At 70.3% G+C, this 23527-nt stretch carries 16 protein-coding genes and 1 pseudogene; 8 read left to right on the forward strand and 9 right to left on the reverse strand.

The features are described from left to right. Positions 1–32 precede the first annotated feature (32 nt). Positions 33–1352: a helix-turn-helix transcriptional regulator gene (locus TR50_RS39035; protein WP_152648876.1), complete on the reverse strand. Its 1320-nt coding sequence runs from the start codon at positions 1350–1352 to the stop codon at positions 33–35. Positions 1353–1542: 190 nt separating this feature from the next. Here TR50_RS39035 and TR50_RS39040 point away from each other — a divergent pair, with 190 nt between their 5' ends. The 8 genes from TR50_RS39040 (at position 1543) to TR50_RS39075 (ending at position 8494) form a co-directional block, all read left to right on the forward strand. After that, positions 1543–2085, forward strand: a complete 543-nt coding sequence (locus TR50_RS39040; RefSeq protein ID WP_052441830.1) for an ATP-binding protein — start codon at positions 1543–1545, stop codon at positions 2083–2085. 153 nt (positions 2086–2238) lie between these two features. Next, a complete protein-coding gene (locus TR50_RS39045; protein WP_042434092.1) occupies positions 2239–2568 on the forward strand; it encodes a hypothetical protein in 330 nt (109 codons plus the stop codon). Between the two features lie 118 nt (positions 2569–2686). After that, complete coding sequence (locus TR50_RS39050) at positions 2687–3994, forward strand: carboxyvinyltransferase (protein WP_042434095.1); 1308 nt, start codon at positions 2687–2689, stop codon at positions 3992–3994. After that, entirely contained in the window at positions 3991–5199 is a 1209-nt protein-coding gene (locus TR50_RS39055; protein ID WP_042434097.1) for a metallophosphoesterase, read from the forward strand. The genes TR50_RS39050 and TR50_RS39055 overlap by 4 nt, the downstream gene beginning before the upstream one ends. Next, positions 5196–5732, forward strand: coding sequence for a dCTP deaminase (dcd, locus tag TR50_RS39060; protein ID WP_042434100.1), 537 nt, complete (start codon positions 5196–5198; stop codon positions 5730–5732). Before TR50_RS39055 ends, dcd begins: the two co-directional genes overlap by 4 nt. Next, the gene (locus TR50_RS39065; protein WP_042434103.1) at positions 5732–6268 is read left to right on the forward strand and encodes a dCTP deaminase; all 537 of its coding nucleotides are present in this window, start codon (positions 5732–5734) and stop codon (positions 6266–6268) included. Before dcd ends, TR50_RS39065 begins: the two co-directional genes overlap by 1 nt. Further along, positions 6265–7365, forward strand: a complete 1101-nt coding sequence (locus tag TR50_RS39070) for a glycosyltransferase family 4 protein (RefSeq protein WP_042434106.1) — start codon at positions 6265–6267, stop codon at positions 7363–7365. The genes TR50_RS39065 and TR50_RS39070 overlap by 4 nt, the downstream gene beginning before the upstream one ends. Before the next feature lie 85 nt (positions 7366–7450). After that, positions 7451–8494 carry a serine hydrolase domain-containing protein gene (locus tag TR50_RS39075; RefSeq protein WP_042434109.1) on the forward strand — a complete coding sequence of 348 codons (1044 nt, stop codon included), beginning with the start codon at positions 7451–7453 and terminating at the stop codon, positions 8492–8494. Positions 8495–9030: 536 nt separating this feature from the next. On the opposite strand, the gene TR50_RS39080 is transcribed toward TR50_RS39075, so the two are convergent. The 8 genes and pseudogenes from TR50_RS39080 to TR50_RS39115 all read right to left on the reverse strand — a co-directional run. Further along, positions 9031–9306 carry a hypothetical protein gene (locus TR50_RS39080; RefSeq protein ID WP_042434112.1) on the reverse strand — a complete coding sequence of 92 codons (276 nt, stop codon included), beginning with the start codon at positions 9304–9306 and terminating at the stop codon, positions 9031–9033. Positions 9307–9421: 115 nt separating this feature from the next. Further along, positions 9422–15613 carry an RHS repeat domain-containing protein gene (locus TR50_RS39085; RefSeq protein ID WP_052441831.1) on the reverse strand — a complete coding sequence of 2064 codons (6192 nt, stop codon included), beginning with the start codon at positions 15611–15613 and terminating at the stop codon, positions 9422–9424. Positions 15614–16368: 755 nt separating this feature from the next. Continuing rightward, positions 16369–17607 (reverse strand): IS256 family transposase, encoded by a 1239-nt coding sequence (locus TR50_RS39090; protein ID WP_042434115.1) that lies wholly within the window; start codon positions 17605–17607, stop codon positions 16369–16371. A 147-nt stretch (positions 17608–17754) separates the two neighbouring features. Next, a complete protein-coding gene (locus TR50_RS39095; RefSeq protein ID WP_042434118.1) occupies positions 17755–18453 on the reverse strand; it encodes a hypothetical protein in 699 nt (232 codons plus the stop codon). Between the two features lie 264 nt (positions 18454–18717). Then, entirely contained in the window at positions 18718–20469 is a 1752-nt protein-coding gene (locus TR50_RS39100; RefSeq protein WP_042434131.1) for a relaxase/mobilization nuclease domain-containing protein, read from the reverse strand. Continuing rightward, positions 20459–21292, reverse strand: a complete 834-nt coding sequence (locus TR50_RS39105; RefSeq protein WP_152648877.1) for a hypothetical protein — start codon at positions 21290–21292, stop codon at positions 20459–20461. The genes TR50_RS39100 and TR50_RS39105 overlap by 11 nt, the downstream gene beginning before the upstream one ends. 156 nt (positions 21293–21448) lie before the next feature. Further along, on the reverse strand, positions 21449–22435 hold the full coding sequence (locus TR50_RS48080; RefSeq protein ID WP_084701759.1) for a DUF2637 domain-containing protein: 987 nt from the start codon (positions 22433–22435) through the stop codon (positions 21449–21451). Positions 22436–23002: 567 nt separating this feature from the next. Beyond that, positions 23003–23527: pseudogene (locus TR50_RS39115) on the reverse strand (hypothetical protein); the annotation flags it as partial.

Here is a 23527-nt window from a genome sequence, read left to right on the forward strand (position 1 = left end):
TCGGACACCGACCGTGGCCAGAAGGAGCGAGATCAGGGGAGGGTGGCGGCTCTCTGGTCGAGCTCAACTGCGGCGGGGACATCGCGGAGTCGGTGGAGGCGGGCCCGCATCTCGTCCACGGCGGTGGTGACTTTGACCGAGCGGATGCCCTCGGCGGTGTCGAGGAAGTCGTTCCATGTCGTCAGGGCGGCGTCGGTGTCGTCGCGGCGGAGGTGGACCTGGCCGAGGTCGGCCAGGACGATGGCGCGGGTCCGGCGGCGGTCCAGGCCGTGGATGTCGAGCGCGTGGTGGAGGTGGTCTTGGGCTGCGTCCAGGTCGCCGAGCTGTGCCAGGATCATGCCGGTTTCGTGGGCCCACCGTCCGGTGGAGTAGTGGGCAGCCCAGGATTCCCCTGGGGTCTTCGGCGCGTTCTCGATCGCTGTCTCGGAGGCGGCCAGCGCGGCTGTCGCGGTGCGGCGGTCACCGTCCAGGGCGGCGGCGTTCGCCAGCGTCGCCTGGTAGTACGCGACCGCCCTGGGGTCCTGGATCGAGGCCGCGTAGTGCACACACTCCTCCGAGAGGCGGACGGCGGCGGCGCGGTGGCCGAGATCGATGGCTTGCACGGCCATCCCGCGCAAGGCGGTCGCGGACAGTTCGGGGTCGCCGGCCTCGGCCGCGAGGCGGAACGAGTGCGCGTAGTACTGCTGGGCCAGGCCCTGATTGCCCTCGTCACCCGCCATCCACCCGGCCAGGTGCACGAGCTGGGAGGTCGCGACGAACAGCTCGCGGCCGGTGGCCTCGGAGTAGTTGCCGTTCAACCAGGGGGCGACGTCTTGAGTCAGATAGCGCACGGCCAGGTGGCGGGCGTGTCCCCCGCCGAGCTCGGAAGCCGTGTCGCCGAGCGCGGTGGCCATCTGCCGGATCGCCAGCACCTCACCACGGCCGACGTTGACCGGACCCCCGGCGGCTGCAGCGCGTGTGCGGCGGGTGATCGCGTCCAGATCCGGCAAGGCGAGAGCGGCCAGGGCATACGCACTGGTGGCGGCGAGGAACTGCCGACGCTCCAAATCCCTGCCTCCCAACTGGATGACTGACGCCACGGTATCGCCGGACTGGTCATGATCGACGCCCAGATCAGGCTGCTGCTGAGGGCCCGGCTCCGGTTCCTCGTCGAGTTCGAGGACCTCGACCAGCCACGGCTTCCAGTAGTCGGGAATCCGCGTCCCACGCTCCCACCGATACACCGAACCGCGATCAAGACCCGCGTGACCTCGACCTTCGGCGATCGCGAGACGGCGGGCTAACTGGGCCTGACTCCACCCTTTTGCGATCCGCGCGGCCCGAACGCGCTGACCGAACGTCATATCAGGCATCACGACACCCCGCTCTCTGGCCTACACGGGCCTACACCTGGCCTGCAGCCTGGCAGCTCTTTTCGGCCGGAATCTAGCCGTTGACTAACTATCAGCCCAGCGGGGTGCCACCGACCGGCAGATTTGCCAACTCGCCCGCCCCGCCCGGCCTGGCCGACCGCTCTCCCCTTGCCCTCGGAGGCCCGCTGCCATGCCCGCGCACCAAATCGAGTTCCTCCTCACTCGTCGGCCCCGCCTGGTCGCCGTCGCCCGCAGACGCGTCGCCGCCCGTGTCCAGTGCTGGGGCCACCAGCTCGATGCGGACACGAAGGGGACCCTGGACCTGCTGGTCAGCGAGCTGGTCACCAATGCGGTCCTGCACGCGACCGGCGTGATGATCTCCGTCCGGGTCCGCCTCGACGGCCAGCGGCTGCTGGTCGGGGTCGAGGACGACTCTCCCGAGCCGCCCGGAACCCCCGCCGAGGCCGTCGGCGGCGACCTGGCGGACTGGGAGAGGGAATCCGGTCGCGGACTGCTGCTGATCCACGCGCTCGCCGCAGAGCACGGCTGGGAACCCACCGCGCGGGGCAAGCGGGTCTGGTTCGCCCTGGTCCTGCCTGCCGCCCCGACCCGGGTGCGGGCGGCGACGGTGCGGCGAGCCGCCCGCGCGGTCAGGGGGCGTCTGCACTGGCCGATGGCGACCCACCGCGGGCCAGCCGCAGATTCGTTCCCGCCTCTGCCTGCTCCGGCCTGACCGCCCTTCAACGGCCTGTTCTGGCCGCCTGGGGATCGCACCAGGCCGGGACGGGCGGCGGCCCCGTGACCGCCAGGTGCCAGCCGGACCCCGCTCCCCCCGGGCGGGCCGGCAGGCGCCACCAACCCTCATCCCTCGACGAAGGCGACCATCGTGACCACGCCCGCCCCGCAGCTGCCGTTCGACGTCCGCTTCGACCCGGAGACCGGGCAACTCGTGCTGACGATGACGTTCGGTGTCCCGCCCGAGCAGAAGACCCGCACCACGGCGATCCCTGGCCTGGAACAGGCCGCCGTCGAGATCGCCCTGCACCGCCATGAGGCCCGCCTGCAGCAACTGCTCGCGCAGGCCCTGTCCAACGCCGCCGTCCTGCATCTGCACGCCGACCCCAGGCGACTAGAGCAGGCCGTTGCGGCCCTGTCCGACCCGACCAGCACTGTCCCGGTCGGCCGCATCCTCCACGGCCAGCCGCCTACCGGCTGACCCCACCAGCCCCTGCCCGGCGGTGGAACCAGCGACCTCCCCCGCTGCCGCCGGGCAGGCCGGACCGCAGCCATCGCACCCACCACCGCATATCCGCCAGCTTGGAGGCAAACCCGCCATGATGCCCGCCCTGACGACCAGCTACGCTGTCACCGTCCGACCCGGCCCGCCGCTGGTCGGGCTGGTGACCGTGGACGGGTCGAAGAACGCCGCCTTACCGCTGCTGGCCGCCGCCGCTGCCACCGACCGCATGGTCCAGCTGTCCAACGTGCCGCACAGCGCGGACGTGGACGCGATGCTCGCGCTGATCCAGCAAATCGGCCACCCCATGGCCCGGCCGACGGACGACCCGCACAGCGTCACGCTGATGCCCGTCACGGGCCACCAGCCGGTGCCGGACCTGCCCGGGGCGGCTCGCATCCGCGCGTCCTACTACCTGATGCCCGCCCTTCTGGCCGCGTCCGGCACGGCCCGCCTGCCCTGGCCCGGCGGCTGCCGCATCGGCGACCGGGGCATGGAACAGCACTTCAAGGCATACGAAGCCTTCGGCGACAAGGTCGAGGTCGACGACCACGGCTACCAGGTGACCGTCGCCGAGCACGACCCGGACGAGGTGCTGCTGGACCTGCCGTTCCGCTCCCGGGGCACCAGCGTGGTGGCCGTGCTCCGCGCGGTCGTCGGCGGCCACCGCCTCGTGCTGGGCAACCCCAACCACTCCCCGGAGTTCACCGGCATGCTCGCCGCCCTGCGGCAGGCCGGATGGCGGGCCGACCTGGACACCGACCGGCTCGTCGTCGAACCATTCCGGCCGGCCACGATGGGGCCGGTGTCCTGGCAGGTGCCCGGCGACAAGATCGAGGCAGGCACCCTGGCCTGCGCGATCACCGCCACTGGCGGCACCGGCCGGATCGAGGGAGTACACGGCGAAGACGTCGCCCCGGTCGTCGAACTCCTGAACTGGGCGGGCATCCCGGCCCTGGCCACTCCGGACGCCCTGGTCCTGCCGGGCGGAGGCCAGCTCTCCGGACAGCCACTCCGAGCGGTCGCCTCTCTGGCGCCGGGCGGCCTGGACGCCGACTTCGAACCCCCGCTGCTGGCGCTCGCCCTCGGCCTGCCGGGCACCCACCTGTTCGCCGACTCCATCAACCCCGGCCGGCACAGCAATCTGCTGCCCGAGCTCGCCCGCCTCGGCGCCACGATCAAGGAACTCTCGTCCACCCAGTGCCGCCTGACCGGGCCCCAACGGCTCACCGGTTCTCAGGTGAACGCGACCGACATCCGCACCGGTTCCGCCCTCCTGGTCGCCGCCCTCACCGCCCGCGGGGCCACCACCGTCACCGGTCTGGACCAGCTGCGACGCGGCCACGCCGACCTGCCCGGCAAGCTCCGCACCCTCGGTGCCGACATCACGGAGGTCACACGATGACCCGGCGACTGGAGCGGATCACCGCGACCACCGACGTGCACTCGGCCCTCGGCGCCGCGACACCGCTGCTGGCCCACCTGCACGCCGAGCGTGAGCACTCGCTGCTCGTTGACTGCGGCGACTTCTTCGAAGGGTCCGGCTACTACCAGCTCGGCGGCGGCAGCATCGAGAAGCAGATCCTGACCTCGCTCTACGACGTCATCGCCCCCGGCAACCACGGCTGGCGGCACCACCTGGAACCGGGCCTGCGCGAGCTGACCGTGTGCGCCAACGTGCACGACGACAGCGGCAAACCGCTGTTCCGCCGCCTGCACCTGGCCGACATCGCAGGCCGGCGCGTCGCGGTCACCTCCGTCATCTCTCCGCAGGCGTTCTCGGCGATCCCCGCCGCCGACCGGGCCGGACACCAGGTCACCGACCCCGCCCACGCGCTCGTCCAGCTGATGCTGGGACACCATCACGAGGCCGACTCCTGGGTGCTGCTGTCACACTCCGGCTTCGAGCAGGACCTGCTGCTCGCCGACCAGTGCCCCTTCCTCGACGTGATCTTCGCCGGGCACTGCCACAGCGGCCACTACACACCCACGGCGGTCGGCAACACCCTCGTGGTCAAGGGTGGTGAGCTCGCCAGCGGCTTCGCGCTCGCAGAGTCAGTCGCCCACGGTTGGGCGGCCCACTCCTGCCCCTTCCCCAGCACGGCCGCCCTGCCCGCAGAGCTGGAAGCGATCGGCGAGCGGATCGCCGACCTGCGCGAGCAGTTGGCCGCCCCGAAGGGGCCGATCGGCCTCCGGTGGCGGCAACGGACGCCGGACCGGCGGGAACTGCTCGCCGAGATCGCCAAGCACCTGCACACCGGCCCCGGCCAGGCGGCGGTCGTGCTGAACGAGACCGCACTGCGGCCGGTCCCACTCGGAGACGAACTGAGGCTTGCGGACCTGCTGTCCATCGAGCCGTTCGCCAACCAGCTCGTCCACGCGGTCCTACCCGAAGCCGCAGCCGCCGACATCCCCGGCCTGCTCGCGCATCTCACGGCCCGGGCCGGTCCCCTCGTGACCGCACCCGATCCGCTGCCCGCCGGGGTCCACACCGTGGTGACCACCGGCTACCTCGCCGAGAGCCTCCTGGCAGGCCGCCCCTATGAGGCCCGCCTCACCCTCGGCCAGGCCATCCACCGCGTCCTCACCAACCAGGGAGACCCCCAGTGATCCTCACCGGACCCGAGATCACCGCCGCCGTCCGCGACGGCCGCCTGCGGATCACCCCGTTCGAACAAGGCCAGGTCAACCCCAACAGCTACAACGTCCGCCTCGGCCAGACCCTGCTGACCTACACCGAGCCCGTCATCGACGCCCATCATCCCAACCCCACCCGCCAAACCAGCATCGACCAAGGCGGGTTCGTGCTCCAGCCCGGCGAGCTCTACCTCGGCCACACCCTGGAAGAGGTCGGCTCCGACACCTTCGTACCACTGCTGTTCGGCCGCTCATCCGTCGGCCGGCTCGGCCTGTTCGTCGAGATCACCGCCCCCATCGGCGACATCGGCTTCCACGGCCAGTGGACCCTCATGCTCTCCCCGACCCGCCCCTTGCGCGTCTACCCCGGGATGAAGATCGGCCAGATCATGTTCTTCGTCTCCGTCGGCCCCGTCGACCTGTACACCGGCAAGTACCAGGCCGCGCTCGGCCCGCAGCCCTCCGGCTACTGGCGCGACCAGACCGCTGCCGGGGCGGTGGCCTGATGATCCTCACCGGACCCGCCATCGCCGCGGCCGTCGCCAGCGGCGAGATCGACATCGACCCCTTCGACCAGGCCCGGCTCTCGCCCAACGCCTACGACTGGCGCCTCGGCGACACCCTGCGAGTGTGCGACGGCGACCTGGACGCCGCCGCCCCCACCCCCTACGCCGAGACGCCCATCCCCACGGACGGGCTGGTCCTTCAACCCGGCGTCCTCTACCTGGGGGTGACGCTGGAACGGACCGGCTCCGAGCGGTACGCGCAGATGCTCAACGGCGACCGCACCACCGGCAGCCTCGGCATCTGGGTCCACGTCTCCGCCCCGCTCGGCCACGCCGGCCACGCGATCCGCTGGACCCTGGAGATCCGCGCCGCCCGACCCGTCCGCGTCTACCCCGGCATGACGTTCGGCAAGCTCGTCTTCCTGCAGACCTTCGGCGCCCCGGCCAGCTACCAACGACTCGGCCGCAAGTACACGACCACCGACGGCATCGACATCTCCCGCCTCTACGAGGAGAACCCGGCAGGTGCCGCATGAACCAGCAAGTGGCGACCTTCCTCGACCTGCCCGCCCGGAGCCCCGGCGGCAGCGTCGAACTCTTCCTCGACCTCTACACGGGACCCCAGCCGCTCGTCCCCGCCCGCGCGTTCATGCTCCGGCCCCCTGGACGACGGCCCGCCCCCATCAACGGACTGGACCTGCTCGCGGTCGGCGGCAAGTGCCTGGACGGCCCCGCCTTCCGCCAGTACATCGTCCGCCTGCGCAGGGCCCTGACCGCAGCCCTCGAACCTGCCTCCATCGACGTGGTCCACCTCCAGCACCTCGCCTTCGGCGCCACCCCGGCCCTCATGCGGGCCCTGCCGCTCCACCCCCGGATCGCCCTCGTGCACGGCACCGACCTGCTCTTCGCCGAGACGCACCGCGACCAGCTGACCGTCCTGCGCGAGACCGCCCGCTTCGCCGACGCCATCGTCGTGCCCACCGGCGCGATGGCCGACCGGCTGCTGCGGTTCGCCCCGCAAACCGACCGCCGCAAGATCGAACACATCCCCTGGGGCATCCCCGACCACCTGCTGGCCACCGAACCAACGCCCCGGCGACCGCGCCGACCCGGCCAGTTCTTACGGCTGCTGTACGCCGGGAGACTCACCACGGAGAAGGGCGGAGACCACCTCGTCAAAGCGCTCGCCGCCGTCTCCGGCATCGAACTGTCGATCGCCGCCCCACACCGCGAGTTCCAAACCCTCGCCCCAGTGCTGAAGCGCCTCGGCGTCCACGCCCGCTACCTGGGCTGGCTCCGCCGACCGCAGCTGTGGAAGGTGTTCGACGAGCACGACGTGCTCGTGATGCCGTCCACCACGCTGGAGGCGATGGGCCTGGTCGCTCTCGAAGCCCAGGCCCGTGGCCTGGCCGTCGCCTACCAACCCGTCGCAGGTCTACGGGACGCGCTCGGCACATCCGCGCTGGCCACCGACTTCACCAACCCCCGGGCCCTGGCCCGGGACCTGGAACGGCTCAAGTCCTCGGCCGACCTGCTGCCTGTCCTGCGGGCCGCGGGGCGAGCGAACGCGGCCCGCTACCCGCTCAGCGCCACCGCCGCAGCGCTCACCGGCCTCGGCAAGCAACTGACCTGAGGCGGCCCGTGCCGCAGCCCGCCCCGGCCGCGTCACGTCACTACGCTGGCCGAGGCGGCACACCACCGAGGAGTCCGGGAAGACCATGACACCCAGCACCGACCGCATCAACACCCTGCTCGACGACGGCGTCCGCGAACGGACCTATCCCGGTGCTGTGTGGGCAGTCGGCGACGCAGCCGGAACCCACGCCAACGGCACCGTCGGTCTGCTCGACCCCACCCGGCCCGATGAGCCGATGCGCCTGGACACCGTCTTCGACGTCGCCAGCCTCACCAAGATCCTCGCCGTCTGGTCGACCATCGGATCCCTGTGGGAAGACGGCCGTCTCCCCCTGGATGAACCGCTCGACGGTCTGTGGCCCGAGGTAACGGGCTACCCGCTCGGCCAGGTCACCGCCCGCCAGCTCCTCACCCACACCGCCGGCGTCCCGCTGCGGGCCCAGCTCAAGAACCTGTACGGCACCGACCCTGCCGCCGTCCGCGCGGGCGTGCTGACGGAGACCCTGCACCGCCAGCCGGGTAAGGCTGTCGAGTACACCGACCGCGCAGCCCTCATCCTCGGCTACCTCGCCGAACACCGATCCGGACAGCCCCTCGATCAGCTCGCCACTACCCGTGTATGGGCTCCACTCGGCATGACCGGTACCTGCTTCGGCCCGCTGCCCGCCGACCTGGCCGCCCGCACCGCCCCCACCGAACTCGACCAGGACACCGACGCCCACCTCAAAGGCACCGCCCACGACTTCTCCGCCCGCCTCCTCGGCGGCGTCTGCGGCATCGCCGGCACCTTCTCCGTCCTCGACGACCTCGCCACCTTCCTGCGCTACCTCATCAACCCCGCCACCGCCCCGAACCGTCCCGGCTTCGGCCCCGAGTGGACCCAGGAGTCCCTGACCGTCCAAACCGGATCCCTTGAACCGATCCGAGGCCTGTTCTGGCACCCCGCCCCCGGCACCGAACCAGCCGAACAGACCTGGGTCCACTACGGCTTCACCGGCACCGGCATGTGGATCTCACCCAAGACCGGAACCTGGGCCGTCCTGCTGACCAACAAGCTCTACTACACCCGCGACCGCGAGCCCCTGACCACGGTCCGCAACCGCTTCCGCGAACTCGTCTTCAACTGACCGAGCACCAAACCACCACGCTCGCCCTGCATCTTCGCCAGGACACCGGCTCGACGTCACGAACATCCGCATGGACCTGATGGACGAGTTCGCGACCAAGATCCCCGACGACGACCTCGAACACGCTCACATCCGGAAAACTGGACGACGCTCCGCAACCGCGACCCACACCCCTTCCGGCATCCAAGCGGACTCTCGCCGGGCTAGGCGCCGTGGCCCGGCGAGAGTCCACGGCTGAGCCGATTTAGGACAGTCGACCTCTGCCCGAAAGGCTGGCTCAGGCCGTGGACACCTCACTGGCCCCGTCGCCGCTGTGCCCAGCGACTCCCCGTGGAACGAGTCGCCCTTTGTGGGCCAGGAGGAATCGGCTTCAAGGCCGGGGCTCACTCGTGGCGTGCCGTTCCTTCGTGGCGGTCCTCGCAGCCTGCCGTGGGCTGTCGACTCAGACTGGAGGGGGCCAGCCAGGAAAACCCCTACCGCTGGAGCTCAAGAAGAAGCACGACCGGAGAGCCTCGCTGAGAGAAGGCGATGGCTCGCTATTCGCTGTCGTCGGATGCTTCATCGCCGCTTTCGTCATCGACGTCCCATCCTGCCGTGAGGCGCCGCTTTAGAACTTCCAGCTGAACAGTCAGCGCCCCGAGCAGTTCATACGGATCGATCTGTCGCGTGGTTCGGAACGACCATGTCAAGTCCCCATCCTCATCTCTCGCCTTGATGAGAACGAAGGCTTCGAGAAATTCCCAATCCTCTGGCAGTGGGTGGATCATCGCCCCAGGCAGGCCCACTGAGATGTCAACCTTCTCGTCTTCCATTAATTCGTCCTTTCGCGGGATTTCATGAGTTCGGGGGAAATGGACGGGGGTGGGATGGGGTGAGCTGGCGCCTGGCTGCCAGGAGCCAGGCGCCAGCTCAACCTACTTGGCCTTATTACAAGACGAAGCGTCCACCGCCTCGCCCGTTCCTCTTATTTGGATTTCCCGTCCTTCGCGCGTCGCCCTTCTCGCCGCCCTGGTCCCGACCAGTCCGGCGCTCTCCCTTTTCGTGCTTGGGGAGCTTAGCCTTGCCAGTGCTTTGCGACTTTCGCTTGTGTGCGTAGCTGATTGCCCAGTGCCACACCCAACGGTCGAACCAGGTGGAATAGTACCAGGCTGATCCCCAGTACCACGTCTCGAAATGGACGTACGAATGCCAGGCACTGCAGAACCAGCCAAATCCGTCCCAGCATCGCCCATCAAGGTCGAACCTGTTGATTGGGTCGGCATCTGCATAATCGTAGGCGTTGGCGCTGCCGCCGGGAATGGGGTCGATCTGCAGGAAACGTCCGGTCTGGGGGTTGTAGAGGCGGACGCCCATGAGGGTCAGGCCGCTGGGGGTCTGGCTGGACTTCTCCTTGCCGCCGAGCCAGCCGTAGCGGCTGGCAGCGGTGTTGTCGATGGGGTTGCCGAACTCGTCGTTGGCCTGGACGGTCGGGTTCTTGGTGGTGTCCAGGGGGTACTGGACGGTGACGTCGCCATGCACGTTGGTGAGCTGGAGCACGGTGTTGCCGGTGGCGTCGGTGGTGGCGACGAGGTCGCCGTCGATGCCCTGGACGTTGCGGGTGATGTCGCCGGCGGTGTCCTCGACGGTCCAGTCGGGGCTGTCGCTGTCGTCGGCGTAGTGGTTGGTCCCGAGGCCGGTCTGGGTCCAGGTGCCGCCGTTGTTGGTCTCGGTGGTCCACCAGGCCAGGCGGCCTGCGGGGTCGAGGTTCCAGGTCTGGCGGCTGGTGCCGGCGGTTTCCTGCTGGACCAGGTCGTTGGTGTAGTAGGCCAGGGTGCTGCCGTCGGCCTGGTTGGTGGTGCGGCCGAACGCGTCGTAGTTGACGGCGGTTCCGCCGAGGGTCTGGAGGCGGTCGGCGCTGTCGTAGGTGTAGGCGGTGGCGACCGGGGTGCCGGCGGAGCCGTCGGGGTTGTCGACGGTGGTGGTCAGGCCGGTGCGGTTGCTGTTCGCGTCGTAGCTGTAGGCGCGGTGGGTGGTGGTGGTTCCTTCGGTGTCGTCGGTGTTGGTCAGGCGTCCGGCGGCGTCGTAGGTGTAGGCCTGGTCGGCGTTGAGGCCCGCGTCATCGGTGTGGGTGAGTTCCTGGCCCTGGATGCTGTAGTGGCCGATGTCGGAGGTGACCTCGGTGCCGTCGCTGTCGCGGTTGTAGACGCGGCCGGTGATTTGGCCGGTCTGGTCGCGCAGGATGGTCAGGGTGATGCCGCCGGGCAGGTGCTCGGCGTACATCTGGCCGTCGTAGTCGTAGTCGGCGGTGGTGGTGCCGGCGACGGAGTCGACGGTCGAGGCGATTTCGCCGGTGGTGTCGTAGGTGTAGGTCTTGGTGGTGCTGTTGGCGTAGGAGATGGTGACGGGGCGGTCGTTGCTGTCGTAGCTGGTGTTGGCGCCGCCGCCGTTGCCGTCGGTGTACTGGGTCTGCCGGCCCAGGGCGTCGTAGGTGTAGGTGATGGTCTTGCCGCCGGCGGTGACCGTCGCCTTCTTGCCGGTGGCGGGGTCGTAGGTGGTGCTGGTGTCGGCGACAGCGGTGCCGGTGCCGCCGGTGACGGACACGAGCGTCAGGCGTCCCGCGCTGTCGTAGGTGTTGGTGGTGGTGCGGGTGACGCCGTTGGCGGTGTCGGTGACGGTGGCGGGGTTGCCCCACTGGTCGTAGGTGGTGGTCTTGGTTGCCAGCTGGCTGGGGTTGGAGCCGCCGCCGGTGATGCTGCTGGCGGGCCCGACCGAACACACCAGGTCGGCCCACTCGGGTCGGCCCTGGCAGGCGCCGGTGCCGGTCGCGGACCAGTAGGTCGTCACGGTGGTGCCAGCGTCGGAGCCGTTGGACTTGGGCATGGTGCTGGAGATGACCCGGCCCTGGCTGTCGTAGCCGGTGGTGCGGGTGATCGCCAGTCCTGCAGGGTCGGTCACGGTCTTGGTCACCAGGCCCTTGGCCCAGTCGTATCCGGTGGCCCTGGTGCGCACGTCACCGTCCCCGGGGTAGCCGGCGACGAACGCCCCGACCACGGTGGTGGTGATGTTGTTCGCCGCGTTGGCGGTGCCGTCGGTGGGCCGGCCCTCGTCATAGGTGTTCACCGTGTGCTCACGGGCGGACACCACGCTGCCAGCCGGGAGGTCAGTGCCGCCGGTCGCGGCCTTGAGCGTGCCAGCCAGGTTGACCTGGTGCAACGGCCCGTACTCCTCCAGCATGCGCTGGCCCGCGGTCGCGGGGTCAGTGTTCTTGTCCGTGCCCGCGTCGGTGGCGACCGGGGAGTCGTTGTAGACGCTCACGGTGGCCAGCTGCGCGGCCCGGTCCGAGGTGGACAGGTTGTCGATGCCCAGGCTCTGCCGCTGCGTGACCGCCCAGGCGGAGCTGCTGGTGGCCAGCTGACGGTTGGTCGCCGTCAGGGAGAACACCGTATTGCCGTAGGCGTCGTAGCCGGTGGTGGTGATGCGGCCGCCGGTGGTGGCGGTGTTCACCTCACGGCCCGAGGCGTCGGTGTAGGTGATAGTCGCCCGGGTGTAGTCCCCCGCGCCGAGGGTGGATCCGTCGCTGGAGGCGGGGACCTGGTCGGGCGGGAACACGGCGGTGGCATCCGTCGGCGCGTCCGACTGGTTCCAGGCGGCCACGTCGGTCGGGCCCATGGCGTTCGGAGCCGAGCTGCCGGTCAGCGGCACGTTGTAGACGACCGTGGTGGCCGCGGTTCCGCCGTCGGTCTGCGTGTTCGAGCCCTGGACCAGGGTCGGGCGGGACGCGGACAGCAGCATGCCGGGACCGGCGACCGCGCTGGTGCCGACCTGGCCGTAGGTGAAGGTCCACGGCAGCTCGCCCGGATCGGTCTCGCTGGTGATCCGGCCGGCGCTGTCGTAGCCGTAGCTGGTCTTCAGTGCGGGGCTGACGCGCGGGTCCCACTCATCGCGCAGCTGACCGTTGTTGTCGTAGTCGTATTGGGCGATGACCGTGGCGGTGGCGCTGCTCGCGCCGGGGGCGGTGGCCCACAGCTTGATCTGCTGCACCTGGCCCGCGTAGTTACCAACCGTGCTGGCGGTGGCGGTGGTGGTGGCCGCGTAGTCGTACTCCAGCATCCGGCAGCCCTTGGTGGACGGCGTGGTCTGGCATGTCGCCGCGGTCGCCGCGCTGGTGGGCGCGATCACGTACTGCGGGCGGACCAGGGTGGAGCCGTTTACGGTGACGGTCTGCGGGACCACCGTGGTGGTGGAGTTGGAGGTGGGCAGGTAGGTGCTGGTGACCTGCCAGGTGCTCGCCCCGCTGGGCTTGGTGAACACCGTGGTGGTGCCGTCGGTGCCCTTGAGCGTGAACGAACCGGTCAACGACCCGGTCAGGGTCAGGTCCTCGGCGCCCGGCTCGGGCTTCCACCCGCCGGCGCTGGTGGCAGTGAACCCGGTCGGGTTGCCGTCCACGTCGACCAGCGACACGGCCGTCGACGAGGTCTGGGTGATGTAGGACCAGTCCGACTGGGTGACCTCCGCGGTGGTGCCGGAGCTCCACTGCGGGCCGAAGATCGCCGCCTGGCCGCTCTGCGAGGAACCCAGGGTCGGGCGGCGCGAGGAGGCCGTACGGGACACGGTCAGGCCGAACGCGGACGCGTCGGTCGCCGACAGCGTCGCGTCACCCGTCAGCGAGTTCACCGACGCAGGCCCGGCCTGCACGGTGGGCGCGGTGCCGGCGTTGCGGTCCACGGTGATCGTGGTCGCCGGTGACCCGGCGGAGTTGGTGCCGTCGGTGAAGTACGCGCGCACATCGACCGGCCCGTCCTGGGACAGGGTGTCGGTGATATTCCACGTCAGCGCTGCCGGGGCACCGCCGGTGACCGGGACCGGCCAGGCGGTGAGCGTGGACCCGTCGGAGTTCTTGGTGACGTTGGCGACCGGCACGTTGTGCCAGGTGTCGGTCTCACCGAGCCGGTACTGGTAGGTGACCCCGGTGTAGGAGGTCTGGCCCTGCGCCATCAGGCCGACGCGGCGGGCGGGGCGCTCACCCGCGGCCGGGGCGGTCAACGCCGCGCCGGAGCCGGCGTAGAAGTAGTAGTAATAGCCCGAGGCGAGGTTGCCCGCCGCATCGTGGGTCTTGACGACCAGGTCGTGCTTGCCCGCGGGGAAGGTCAGCGACTTCGTGAACGCCGCCCCGGTGGTGGGGGTGTAGTTCCACGCTCCACTGTCCAGCTCCCAGGCCACCTCGGCCACGTCACTGGAGGGCGGGGTGATGGTGAAGGACCCCGTGAAGTTGCCGTTCGCGTCCGGGGTGCCAGACCAGGTGTTGGCCGGGAAGTCCGTGGACGAGACCGAGCTGTTCGCCGGGGCGGTGGTGTCAACGGTCAGCGGCTGCGCGGCGGACCAAGCAGAGTACTGGCTGCCGTCGTAGGCGCGGACCTGCCAGGTGTAGGAGCCGTCTGCCAGCGAGGTGGTGTCCGCCCACGTGCCCACGGTGCCGGGGTTGACGAACCCGGACGACCCGGAGGCCAGGACGGTGGCGCCGGAAAGGATCTGGTAGTCCAGCCGCACCGTGTCGCTGTTGGCGTCCGTCGCGGACGCGGACAGGGTCGGAGTGTGGCTGGAGGTGTAGCCGGCCGTCGCGGTCGGCGAGGCCGAGAACCCGGTCGGGGTCGCCGGCGGGGTGTCGTAGGTGATGCTCAGCGTCGGGTTGTCCGCGAAGCGCTTGAGCTGAGTGTCGTCGGTTTCGCTGGAGTTGACCAGCACCCAGGTGATGTTCGCCCACTTGCCGTTGGCGGCGTTGGTGACCTGGTTGAGGAAGTTGAACGACCCGGAGACGTTGCCGTTGCAGGCGGGCCCGAAGTTGGTGGCCGACTGCTCGGTCACCTTCGCCGGGGCGTTGTTCCAGTCGGTGCCCGAGTTGATCGTGTTCGTCGACCACGCCTGGACCGAGTAGGCCGTGCTGCCGCAGCTGGCCGAGTACGTCTCGGCCGTGTTCATCGTGGCGCTCAGGACCTTGGCACCCCAGATGCTGCTCGGGATGCTGACGTTGTAGTAAGTGCGCTCGACCCCAGTCGGCGAGGAGAAGCCCTGGTAACCGACCGCAAGACCCGTGCCGGGGGCGGCGTCGTAGTTCGAGGTGGTCGGGTAGGCCTGCTGCACCTCGTCCCAATGCAGCGTCGACCCGCTCGCCGGGTGCGGCACGAACGCCGGATCCTCAAATACCGGGAAGACGGTGCTCTTCGCCGTCAGCAGCGACTTGTCCGCCACCAGGTGCAGCTTGTGATCCTTGAACGAAGCCTTCACCCGCGCCTGATGGGCGTGCGAACCAGCGACACGCGCAGTCGACTTGGTGGCCGGGTGCTTCAGGGAGGCCAGCGCGACCTTGAGTCCCGCGGCGGCTTGGGTGCCGCCAGCCGACGTGGTGCTGCTCGCGGCCGGGCTGGGACTGTCCGACGGCGCCGTGGTGACATCCGTGGTGGTGGCCGAATCCCACATGACCGGAGCCGGCGCGTTCACCAGCAGGCCGCCGCCGCTGGCGGTGTCCGTCAGGTTCCCGCCCGCATCCGTCGAGACCACCGTGCCGTTGCTCGCGGACACGCTCTGCTGCAGATCCGCCAGAGCCGGGTCCGCGGCAGCGGTGGCGTTCTTGATGACCAGGGTCTCCTCGACCCCACCCGCCGGCGTGGCGGTGACCTGCAGGTCCACGCCCGAGGGCAGGACGTTGGCGTAGGTGAGCGTCGAACCCGAGGCCGTCGGAGTCGGCAGCGCGCTCGGCCAGGTCAGGCTCAGCTGCTTGCCGTCCACCGTCATCGTCGCCAACGCGCCACTGCCGCCACCCGACAGCACCAGCGGCGACTCGGAAACGGCCGGCGACCAGGAGCCGTCCTTGCCCTGGGCCAAGGTGGCGTCCAGATCCTTCCAGACGCCTGCCTGCTTGACCCTCTCAGGCTGCGCAGACGCCTCGTAGGAGAAGGTGCCGTCCGGGTTGGCGAACGTCTGAGAGGCATCAGTGCGGTCGTTCAGGACCTCGATCCGCCGGTTCTGCAGCCGCGCAGCCAGCGCGGCCGACGCCTCGTCAGCAGCCTGCGCTGGACCCAGCTTCACCGTCGCGGAGGCCGCGGACGCCGCCGGGGTAATCGCGACCAGGACGGTTGCGGCCAAGGCGGCGGCTACAACCGCCGAGGCCGCTACTTGAACCGGTGGGCTTATCAGCCCGCCGGCGAACTTACGAGATAGCACGAAGCGAACCCCTTCAAAGAAGAGTCAGAACGGTCACACGATGCTCATGTGCAACTCACACGCGCAGCCGCCGATCCTCCCACGCACTATCCGCCAATCCCCTTGACCAGTGCAGATGTGATCACGTGCCGGCCTTGGCGGTCTGCCGGGCTCTTAACGTCCACTTACGCAGAGTCAGATCGAAAGGTGAATCGGCCCACTTCGGTATGAGTGATGCGTCGTCACGTGATGAGGCGTCCGCCCTGGATTTGAGCAACCTTTCAGGATTCCGCGATGAAACTGCAATGGAAGATCGACATGCTTGGGAAGAAGGGGTCATAGAATACGAAGCGTCAACAATGGGGTAAGCCAGGGCTGATGACGCGACACTGCCCAAGGTGACGAATCCCCCTACGTGTACCTGATGTGCCTCACGGCATCAGGTGCCGCCTGACCCGCGGAACCTCCTGGCAACCTCAGATAACGACGGACTCGCCCAGGGCCTGGCCCCGCAGCGCGACGTGCAGCATGTCGTCGGTGATGGCTGGCGGCCGGCGCCCGTGCCTACCCCCGCACGCAGCCGTTGATGGGCCTGGCCCTGATCGCCGCTGCACCAGGGCGTTGCGACACAACAGACGTGCCTGGTCACGTCCTCGGGAGTGGTGTAGCGGTGGCCACTCGGTGATCCAGTTTTGAGGCTATGCGGTGAGTTCGGTCGGCAGCTGGGAGTCGTCGGTTTCTGACTCGATCGGGTGGAGCCGGGCCTTGGTGAGGAGGTCGCGACCCATGTAGCGGCGGGCTTCGGTCCACTCGTCGTTCTGCTCGGCCAGCACCGCCCCGACCAGGCGGATCACGGCCTGGCGATCGGGGAAGATGCCGACCACGTCGGTGCGGCGGCGGATCTCCTTGTTCAGTCGCTCCTGCGGATTGTTGGACCAGATCTGCCGCCAGATCTCACGCGGGAACGGGATGAACGCAAGCAGGTCCGAGCGGGCGGCGTCCAGGTGCTCGGCCGCGCGGGGGAACTTGGCCTGCAGCGCGTCCAGAACGTGCGTCATCTGGGCCTGGACCGCGTCGGCGTCGGGCTGCTCGAAGACCGTCCGCAAGAGGGTGGCGACCCAGGGCTGGGCGGACTTGGGCACCTGCGTCAAAAGCGCGCGGGCGTAGTGGGTGCGGCAGCGCTGCCAGGCGGCACCGGGCAGGACCGCGCCGATCGCGTTGACCAGCCCGCAATGGGCGTCGGAGACGACCAACTGGACACCGGACAGGCCGCGGGCGATGAGCGATCGCAGGAAGGCCAGCCAGCCGGCTCCGTCCTCGGCGGTGGCGACGTCGATACCGAGGATCTCCCGGTGACCGTCGGCGTTGACGCCGACCGCGATGAGCGCGTGGACGTTGATGATCCGGCCGCCCTCGCGGACCTTCTGGGTCAGCGCGTCGACCCACACGAACGCGTAGGGACCGGCGTCCAGAGGCCGGTTGCGGAAGGCGGTGACCTGCTCGTCCAGGTGCCGGGCCATAGCCGAGACCTGCGACTTCGACAGCTGCGTGACGCCCAGGCTCTCGGCGAGCTTCTCGACGCGGCGGGTGGAGACCCCGAGCAGGTAGGCGGTGGCGACCACCGAGATCAGGGCCTGCTCGGCCCGCCGACGCCGTTCCAGCAGCCACGAGGGGAAGTAGCTGCCCTGCCGCAGCTTCGGGATGGCCAGCTCGATCGTGCCGGCGCGGGTGTCCCACTCGCGCGGGCGGTAGCCGTTGCGGTGGTTGACGCGTTCGTCGCTGACCTGCCCGTACTCGGCGTTGCAGACGGCGTCGGCCTCCGCGGACATCAACGCGTCCGCGAAGGTCTTCACCATCGCGCGCAGCAGATCGGGACTCGCCGACGCGATGTTCTCCTCGGTGAGGGCATGCAGGGGCACACTGTCAGATGCGGTCATCGTGCTGAACTCCTTCGTGACTTGGTCGTCTTGAAGGATCAGCCGGTGGCCGTTCTTCTATCCCAGGACTCATTCCGACGCCGAAGCAAACCCCCGGATCAGGCAGAACCCGTACACCACCTCAAAGGACACAACCACGTGCCTTGCTCAACTGCAGCCTCTTGAACTGGCAGTTTGTTGAATAGCAGCGATGCGGCCGACTCCCCCTGACGCCATGAGCGCCCTCAGCGTCGGGGACGTGCGGAGTCGCATCGTGGTCTTCCAGTGGTCATACGCCTCCTCTTCGCTCTGTTCATGCAGGAGGTGTTTGATCCAGGTGTGCGCGATGCGGTCCTCCGTGGTGAGCCCGGCGGCGATCTCCTGGACGACGGTCAACGCGAGCCGGTAGTCGGAGGGCGGCACGAAGTTCAGGTCGATCCGAGTGGCACCCTCGGTGTAGCTGAACAGGTGCCGGTCCTCTCCGGTGGGCCCCGGGCGCGTCTTGCGGTAGGCGGCCCGTCCGGCGAGCAGTTCGCGGAGGTCGCCCAGGCCGACGCACCGGTTGGGCATCGGCGCGTAGAGGTCGATGTCCGAGCTGTCCAGGGCGGTGCCGGCGTAGGAGGAGCCCATCGGGTGCGGCCGGTTGCCTGTCCAGCGCTCGCAGACCGCTTGGGCTGCGTGCTGGACCCCGGCGAGGTACTGGTGCCCGGGAGCGCGGTCGGCGTAGAACCTGGCGGCGCGCCGTCGCTCCTGCGGGTGGAGGTCGTCGAGCTGGACCCATCCCGCGTCCAGGACGCAGCGTAGGTCGTCCTGGCGTTCGGAGGGGCGGAGACCCCTGGCGGGGATTGGCTGGTGCTGGCGGTGCATCCAGCGAGGGTATGTACACGACTTGGTGGCCCTGTCGCCGGGGTGCATCGGCCGGTCTGCGGCTCTGCCGAGGCCGCTGGCCAGCCATGGAAGGACTCGGGGGGTAGGTGTGTGCCCGTCCCTACCCCGCGTCTGCGCGGGGTAGGGACGCTCGCCGGTCACGGGCCGACGGGATTTCGTCGCGAAATCGCCTGGGATTTCGCGACGAAATCTCTGCGGATTTCGCGGTGAAATCTCTCCGTCCGCCCGGCTCCGCTCTCTGTATCACCGGGTGCGGCGTCGGTGGTCAGCGTCGTTGTGCCGTGGCTGGCCAGGCACGACTCCGGGGCCGGGCGTCGTAGGCGTTCGACGGGCGGCGCTGCGGTGGGTGGCGGCGCTGGTGCGGCGGCTGATCTGGTCGGCGGTGTGGTTGTGCAGGCGCCACAGGAGGACTTCGGCGGGGTGGTCGGCGGTGGCGAGTTCGCGTTGCCCCGTCAGGTCGGACAGGGCTCGGCGGGCTGGAGTGCCGGCGGATTCGGCCTGGGCGAGGGTGGTGGCCAGGGCGGGCCAGGCGGGGTCCGTGAGGATCCGCTGGGCGTGCTCGGGCACGACCGTCTGCACGACGGCGGCGAGCCGGTCAGCCTCCTCTCGGTTGGGGGTGCGGTCGGTAAGCTGTGCGAGTCGGGGTTGGGCGGCCTGTTGTTGGGCGGTCCGGAGGTGGGCAAGGGCCTGGCGGGCGGCTGCGGCCTGCTGCTGGTGGCCGCGCTGGGTGTGCCACTCCCCGAGCGCGATGAGCAGGAAGACCGCGGAGACGAGTGCGGCGGTGACGACGTCGCCGTCCTTGCTGCCGGGCACGGTCAGCAGCGCCCTTCCGGCCTGGCGCAGGGCGTCGGCGGCCCGGTGCTCGGCCCGGATTGCCGAGCGGTTGGCGCGGCCGAACGCGACCGCTGCCGCGCGCAGTTCGGCGCGGAGCTGGCGCGGTGCCGCGGCGGCGGTGTTGTGGAGCAGCTCGGCGAACGCCGCCGCCTGCGCCTGGACCTGGGCGTAGACGTCCTCCCCTGCCGTTCCGTCGGTCGCCGCGATGACGAAGGCGTGGGCGGTGCGCAGTTCGGTGTCGGCACGCCGCCAGGAGCCGCCCGCATCGGCTTGGCGGTCCACGCGCACGACCGTCTCCTCCGGGGCAGGGGTGAAGCGTTCGCGGAGCCGGTTCAGGGACAGGTCGGGTGCGAGGGAGGAGCCGCTGTAGAAGATCGGCTCCCCTGCGCTGCTGGTGTCGCCGGGCGCGGCCAGACTGTAGCCGGTGACCTGGCCCGTCTCGGGGCCGACCCGGGGCCGGACCTTCACGCCGAGCGCGGTGAGCACCGCGAAGAACTCGGCCTCGTCCCGCGCTGCGGCCGCGGCGGCGTAGGCGTGCTCGCGCAGCCACTGCCGTACCGGGGTACCGCGTCCCTGGCGTTGCGCCTTGGCACGCTCCGCGCTGGTCGGGGTCTTCGGGGCGGTGCCGTCACCGGACTTGAGCCGCCTAAGCCCGAGCTCTGCCTCTATCCGCCGGCATTCGGCCTGGGCGCGGCGGCCGTCGCCCTTGTTCCGGGGTCGGCGGCCGTCCTCGCGGACGCTGGTGGCCATGATGTGGATGTGGTCCTCGGCGTGGCGCACGGCGATCCACCGGCAGGCGGCGTCGTCGCCGTGCTCCGCGATGCCGGTGGCGTGGACGACGCGGCGCGCGACCTCGGCCCACTCCTCGTCGGTGAGGTAGCGGTCTCCCGGTGCGGTGCGGACGGGGCAGTGCCACACGTGCTGCGGCACCTTCTTGCCCAGGCGCTGCTCGCGCAGCCGGACTGGCTGGTCAAGGTAGTCGGCAAGCTCCGTGAGGGCGGCCTGGTGCTGGTCGAGCGGGACGCGGCCGGGGTCAGTCAGGCCAGGCATGGCGAACGCGGCGACGATGTGCGGGTCGGTGTGCTCGTCACGGCGGCCCGGACCGAAGAGGTACGAGAGCAGACCGCGGGTGCGGTCACCGGTGGAGACGTCAGGCACCACGACGGCCACCCCCGGCCAGGACCTGCTCCAGGGCGCGGCGGGCCAGCACCGCAACCTGGTGCAGCTCGTCCAGGATCTCCTCGGCGCGATCGGGCAGCACACCCGAGTGCACGGCACGCATCAGCTGGTTCAGGTTGCTGCCGACGCGCTGGAACTCCCGGAGCAGCTTCCCGAACAGGACCATCAGGTCCTGGACGGCCTGCGGCGACGGAAGCGCCGACACGCCCTCGGGACGCTGGTCAGGCAGGTAAGCGTGTGCGAACGCGAGCCCAGCGTCCATCAGGTAGCCGGACAGGCTGCGACCGGACTCGCGTGCTGCGCGCTTGAGGAACACCCGTTCCGCCGGTTCGGCCGAGCAGGTCAGCTGCACCGAGCGCCTGGTCCCCGAGCGCGGCCGGTAGAGCACGTCGCTCAGGCGCCGGCGGCGCTCGGCACCGGGCACGGTGTCGTCGTGGTCGGGCGCGGGGACGTCGTTCGCGGCAACGCCGTGGTGGACAAACTCGGCGGGGGTCACGGTCGGCGCGAAGCGCGCGTCGTCGTCGGGCTGGTCCTGGTGGAGGCCGCGCTCGGCCTCCAACCCGCCCTCCACTCCGGTCCCGGCCCCGTGGGCCGGGCCGGTGCCCGCCCCCGCCGGGGCGGGCACAAGCGCGAAGTCCGCATCGCCCCCAGGCGATGTGGACTTCGCCCCAGCTTGCTCCGCGGTCGAGGGGAGGCCGTCCCCGTTGATGCCGCGGTCGAGCGTGGGCGGTTGTGCTGTGGAGAGGCTACTCGGCTGCGGGGCCTGGGTGGTGCGGGTCTTGCGGGAGAAGGGGTTGCGGCTCACGAGGGGCGGGGGCTCCTGTCGGTGCTGGGGTGCATGGGCTGGGGGTGAGTGTTCGGACAGTCGGCGGCTTGGCTCAGCCGGACTTCTCGGGTACTGGCGGGGAAGAGGGCGCTGCCCGGAACCGGTTCAGGTCCGGGCAGCCGCCATGCGGCGAGGTCAGTCGGCGGGGTGCTGGCGGGCCTCACTGCGCTGCCGGACCAGGGCCATGGCCTCGGCGAGCCGTTCGGTGCCGGCACCGAGTCCGGCGTCGGTGACGGCCTTGCGGGCGCTGTCGCGGGTCAGTCCGGAACCTTCGGGGTGGGCGGCGGCGATAACGTCGGCCAGCCCGGCAATCGAGGCGAGCGCGGGGCGTCCACCAGGGCTCGTCACCGGCGGCTGTCCCGAATCCCCTCGCGGGTCCTGGTCTGCGGATTCGTGGTCCTCGGCGGGGTCTCCGTCGGCGTCGACCGGATCGTCCTCACGGCCGTGCCCGGTTTCGCGCTCGGTTCCGTCGGCCGAGGGCGAGGCGGTGCTCTCGTGGACGGCGGGAGCGACGGCGTGCAGGGCCCGCGGCAGGGGCGGGGTCGCTACCGGCAGGGCGGCGGAGGCGTTGTACGGAACCTGTGCCGCCTGCGTGGGCGATGGTTGCGGACCGTCCTGAACCCCGGTGGGGGTTGCGGGCACCGGGGCCGGGGCGGTCTCGGCGGGGGTGCCGCCGTATCGCTTGATCAGGAGGTGCAGGTGGGTCGCCCCGGCCAGGGCGAGGGGCGGGATGGCGGACAGGACGGTGACGGTGGTGTCGCCCAGGTGCAGGGTGACCGTTCCGGGCCGGTTCAGGTCCAGGGCGTGGACGCTGTTGGCCCAGATGCTCGCGGCGGTCGCCGCGATGAACAGCCCCCACGCGTACAACCTGGCGGGCAATGGGGCCTCTCGCAGGACCAGCAGGGCGCGCACCCCGTAGGCGATGAAGCCGTCGATGACCACGGGGAACAAGTAGGTCAGGGTGGGGCGGACGTGGACGGCGGTGGCCATCTGCCGCAGGGCGTCGTAGGACAGGGCGCATCCGGCGAGGCCGAGCAGGACGATGGCGAGCCGGTCCCACCAGGTGGCGCGGTGACGGCCAGCCAGCGTGGTCGGGGGTGTGGGTATCGCGGTGTCGGACATGGGTGTGGGCGTCCCCTTCGGGGTGAGGTCTGGTGGTGGTGTGTGGTGATCCGTCTTGGCCGTCTTGCCGTTGGCGTCGCAGGTCAGAGCCGGTACGGCAGGGCTTTGGCGTGGCGTCTTCACGCCGTCCGTTGGCGTGCACCCGGCGTCCGCCGGGTGCAGTTGGGCCTGGGCGGCGACGGCGGCTTGGCGGACTGCCGCCGGTGGCCGCCCGTGCCCTCGCTGGCGTGCGGAGACGGATGGCTATCCGCCTTGGGACGCCGTGCCGTCTTGGCCAGATGACTGCTGACCTGCGGCTATACGGCATGGACGGCACGAGACGGGGTGTGCCAGGGCGGGCCTGCCAGCGGCGTTCCCCCAGGGAACGCCCGCCCTTGTTCCTTCGGGGAACGGCCTTGTGTTCCCTGAAGGAACGGCGGAGGAGTGGCTGCCTGGTCGGGGCGCCAATCTCCGAACACTGGGCACGTTCAGTTCTGTACGGGCCCGGCGTTCAGTTTCTTCACGGCCCTGGGGCTGGCCCGCCTGTCCCCTGCCGCCCAGGGACCGGGCGACAGGAAGGGGCGTCGGTCAGGACGGGGCGGTTGCCAGCTGGGTGCCGCGTAGGGCAGCTCTGACCAGGGCCGCGCCACGCTTGGTCACCGCGCTGCCGGTGCCGGCGGCGGGTCGGTGAGCGGCGAGGCCCGCGCATGTGCGGCAGAATCCCGGCTGCGGGGCCGGGTCGGCGCACTGGGCGCACTCGTGCCACCTTGGCGTGGGGGCAGCAGCGGGCTGCCGGGCGGGTGGGAGCTTGCGGGCCAGTCGGTCGCGCAGCAGCGCCACCGGCGCATGCACCTGGGCGGGCAGGCCCGGCAGGAGCGCGTGAGCGAGGTCGACCTCGGTGCCGTCGCGCTTCAGCCACTCGGCTACCAAGGGTGCCAGGGAGAAGGCCTCGACCGCGCCGAGGCGCAGGCGCGGCTCCGGACGGATCACCCGGAAGAGGGTGGCCGCCGCCTCGCGCACCTCCGGTGCGACGGTGTCCGGGGCGGGCTCGGTGGGCGCTGGCGCTCCGCCGCCCACCGGCAGCTCGTCAGCCGTAGGGGTACTGGTGTCGGG

It is taken from the genome of Streptacidiphilus anmyonensis (assembly GCF_000787855.1).
GTDB lineage: Bacteria > Actinomycetota > Actinomycetes > Streptomycetales > Streptomycetaceae > Streptacidiphilus > Streptacidiphilus anmyonensis.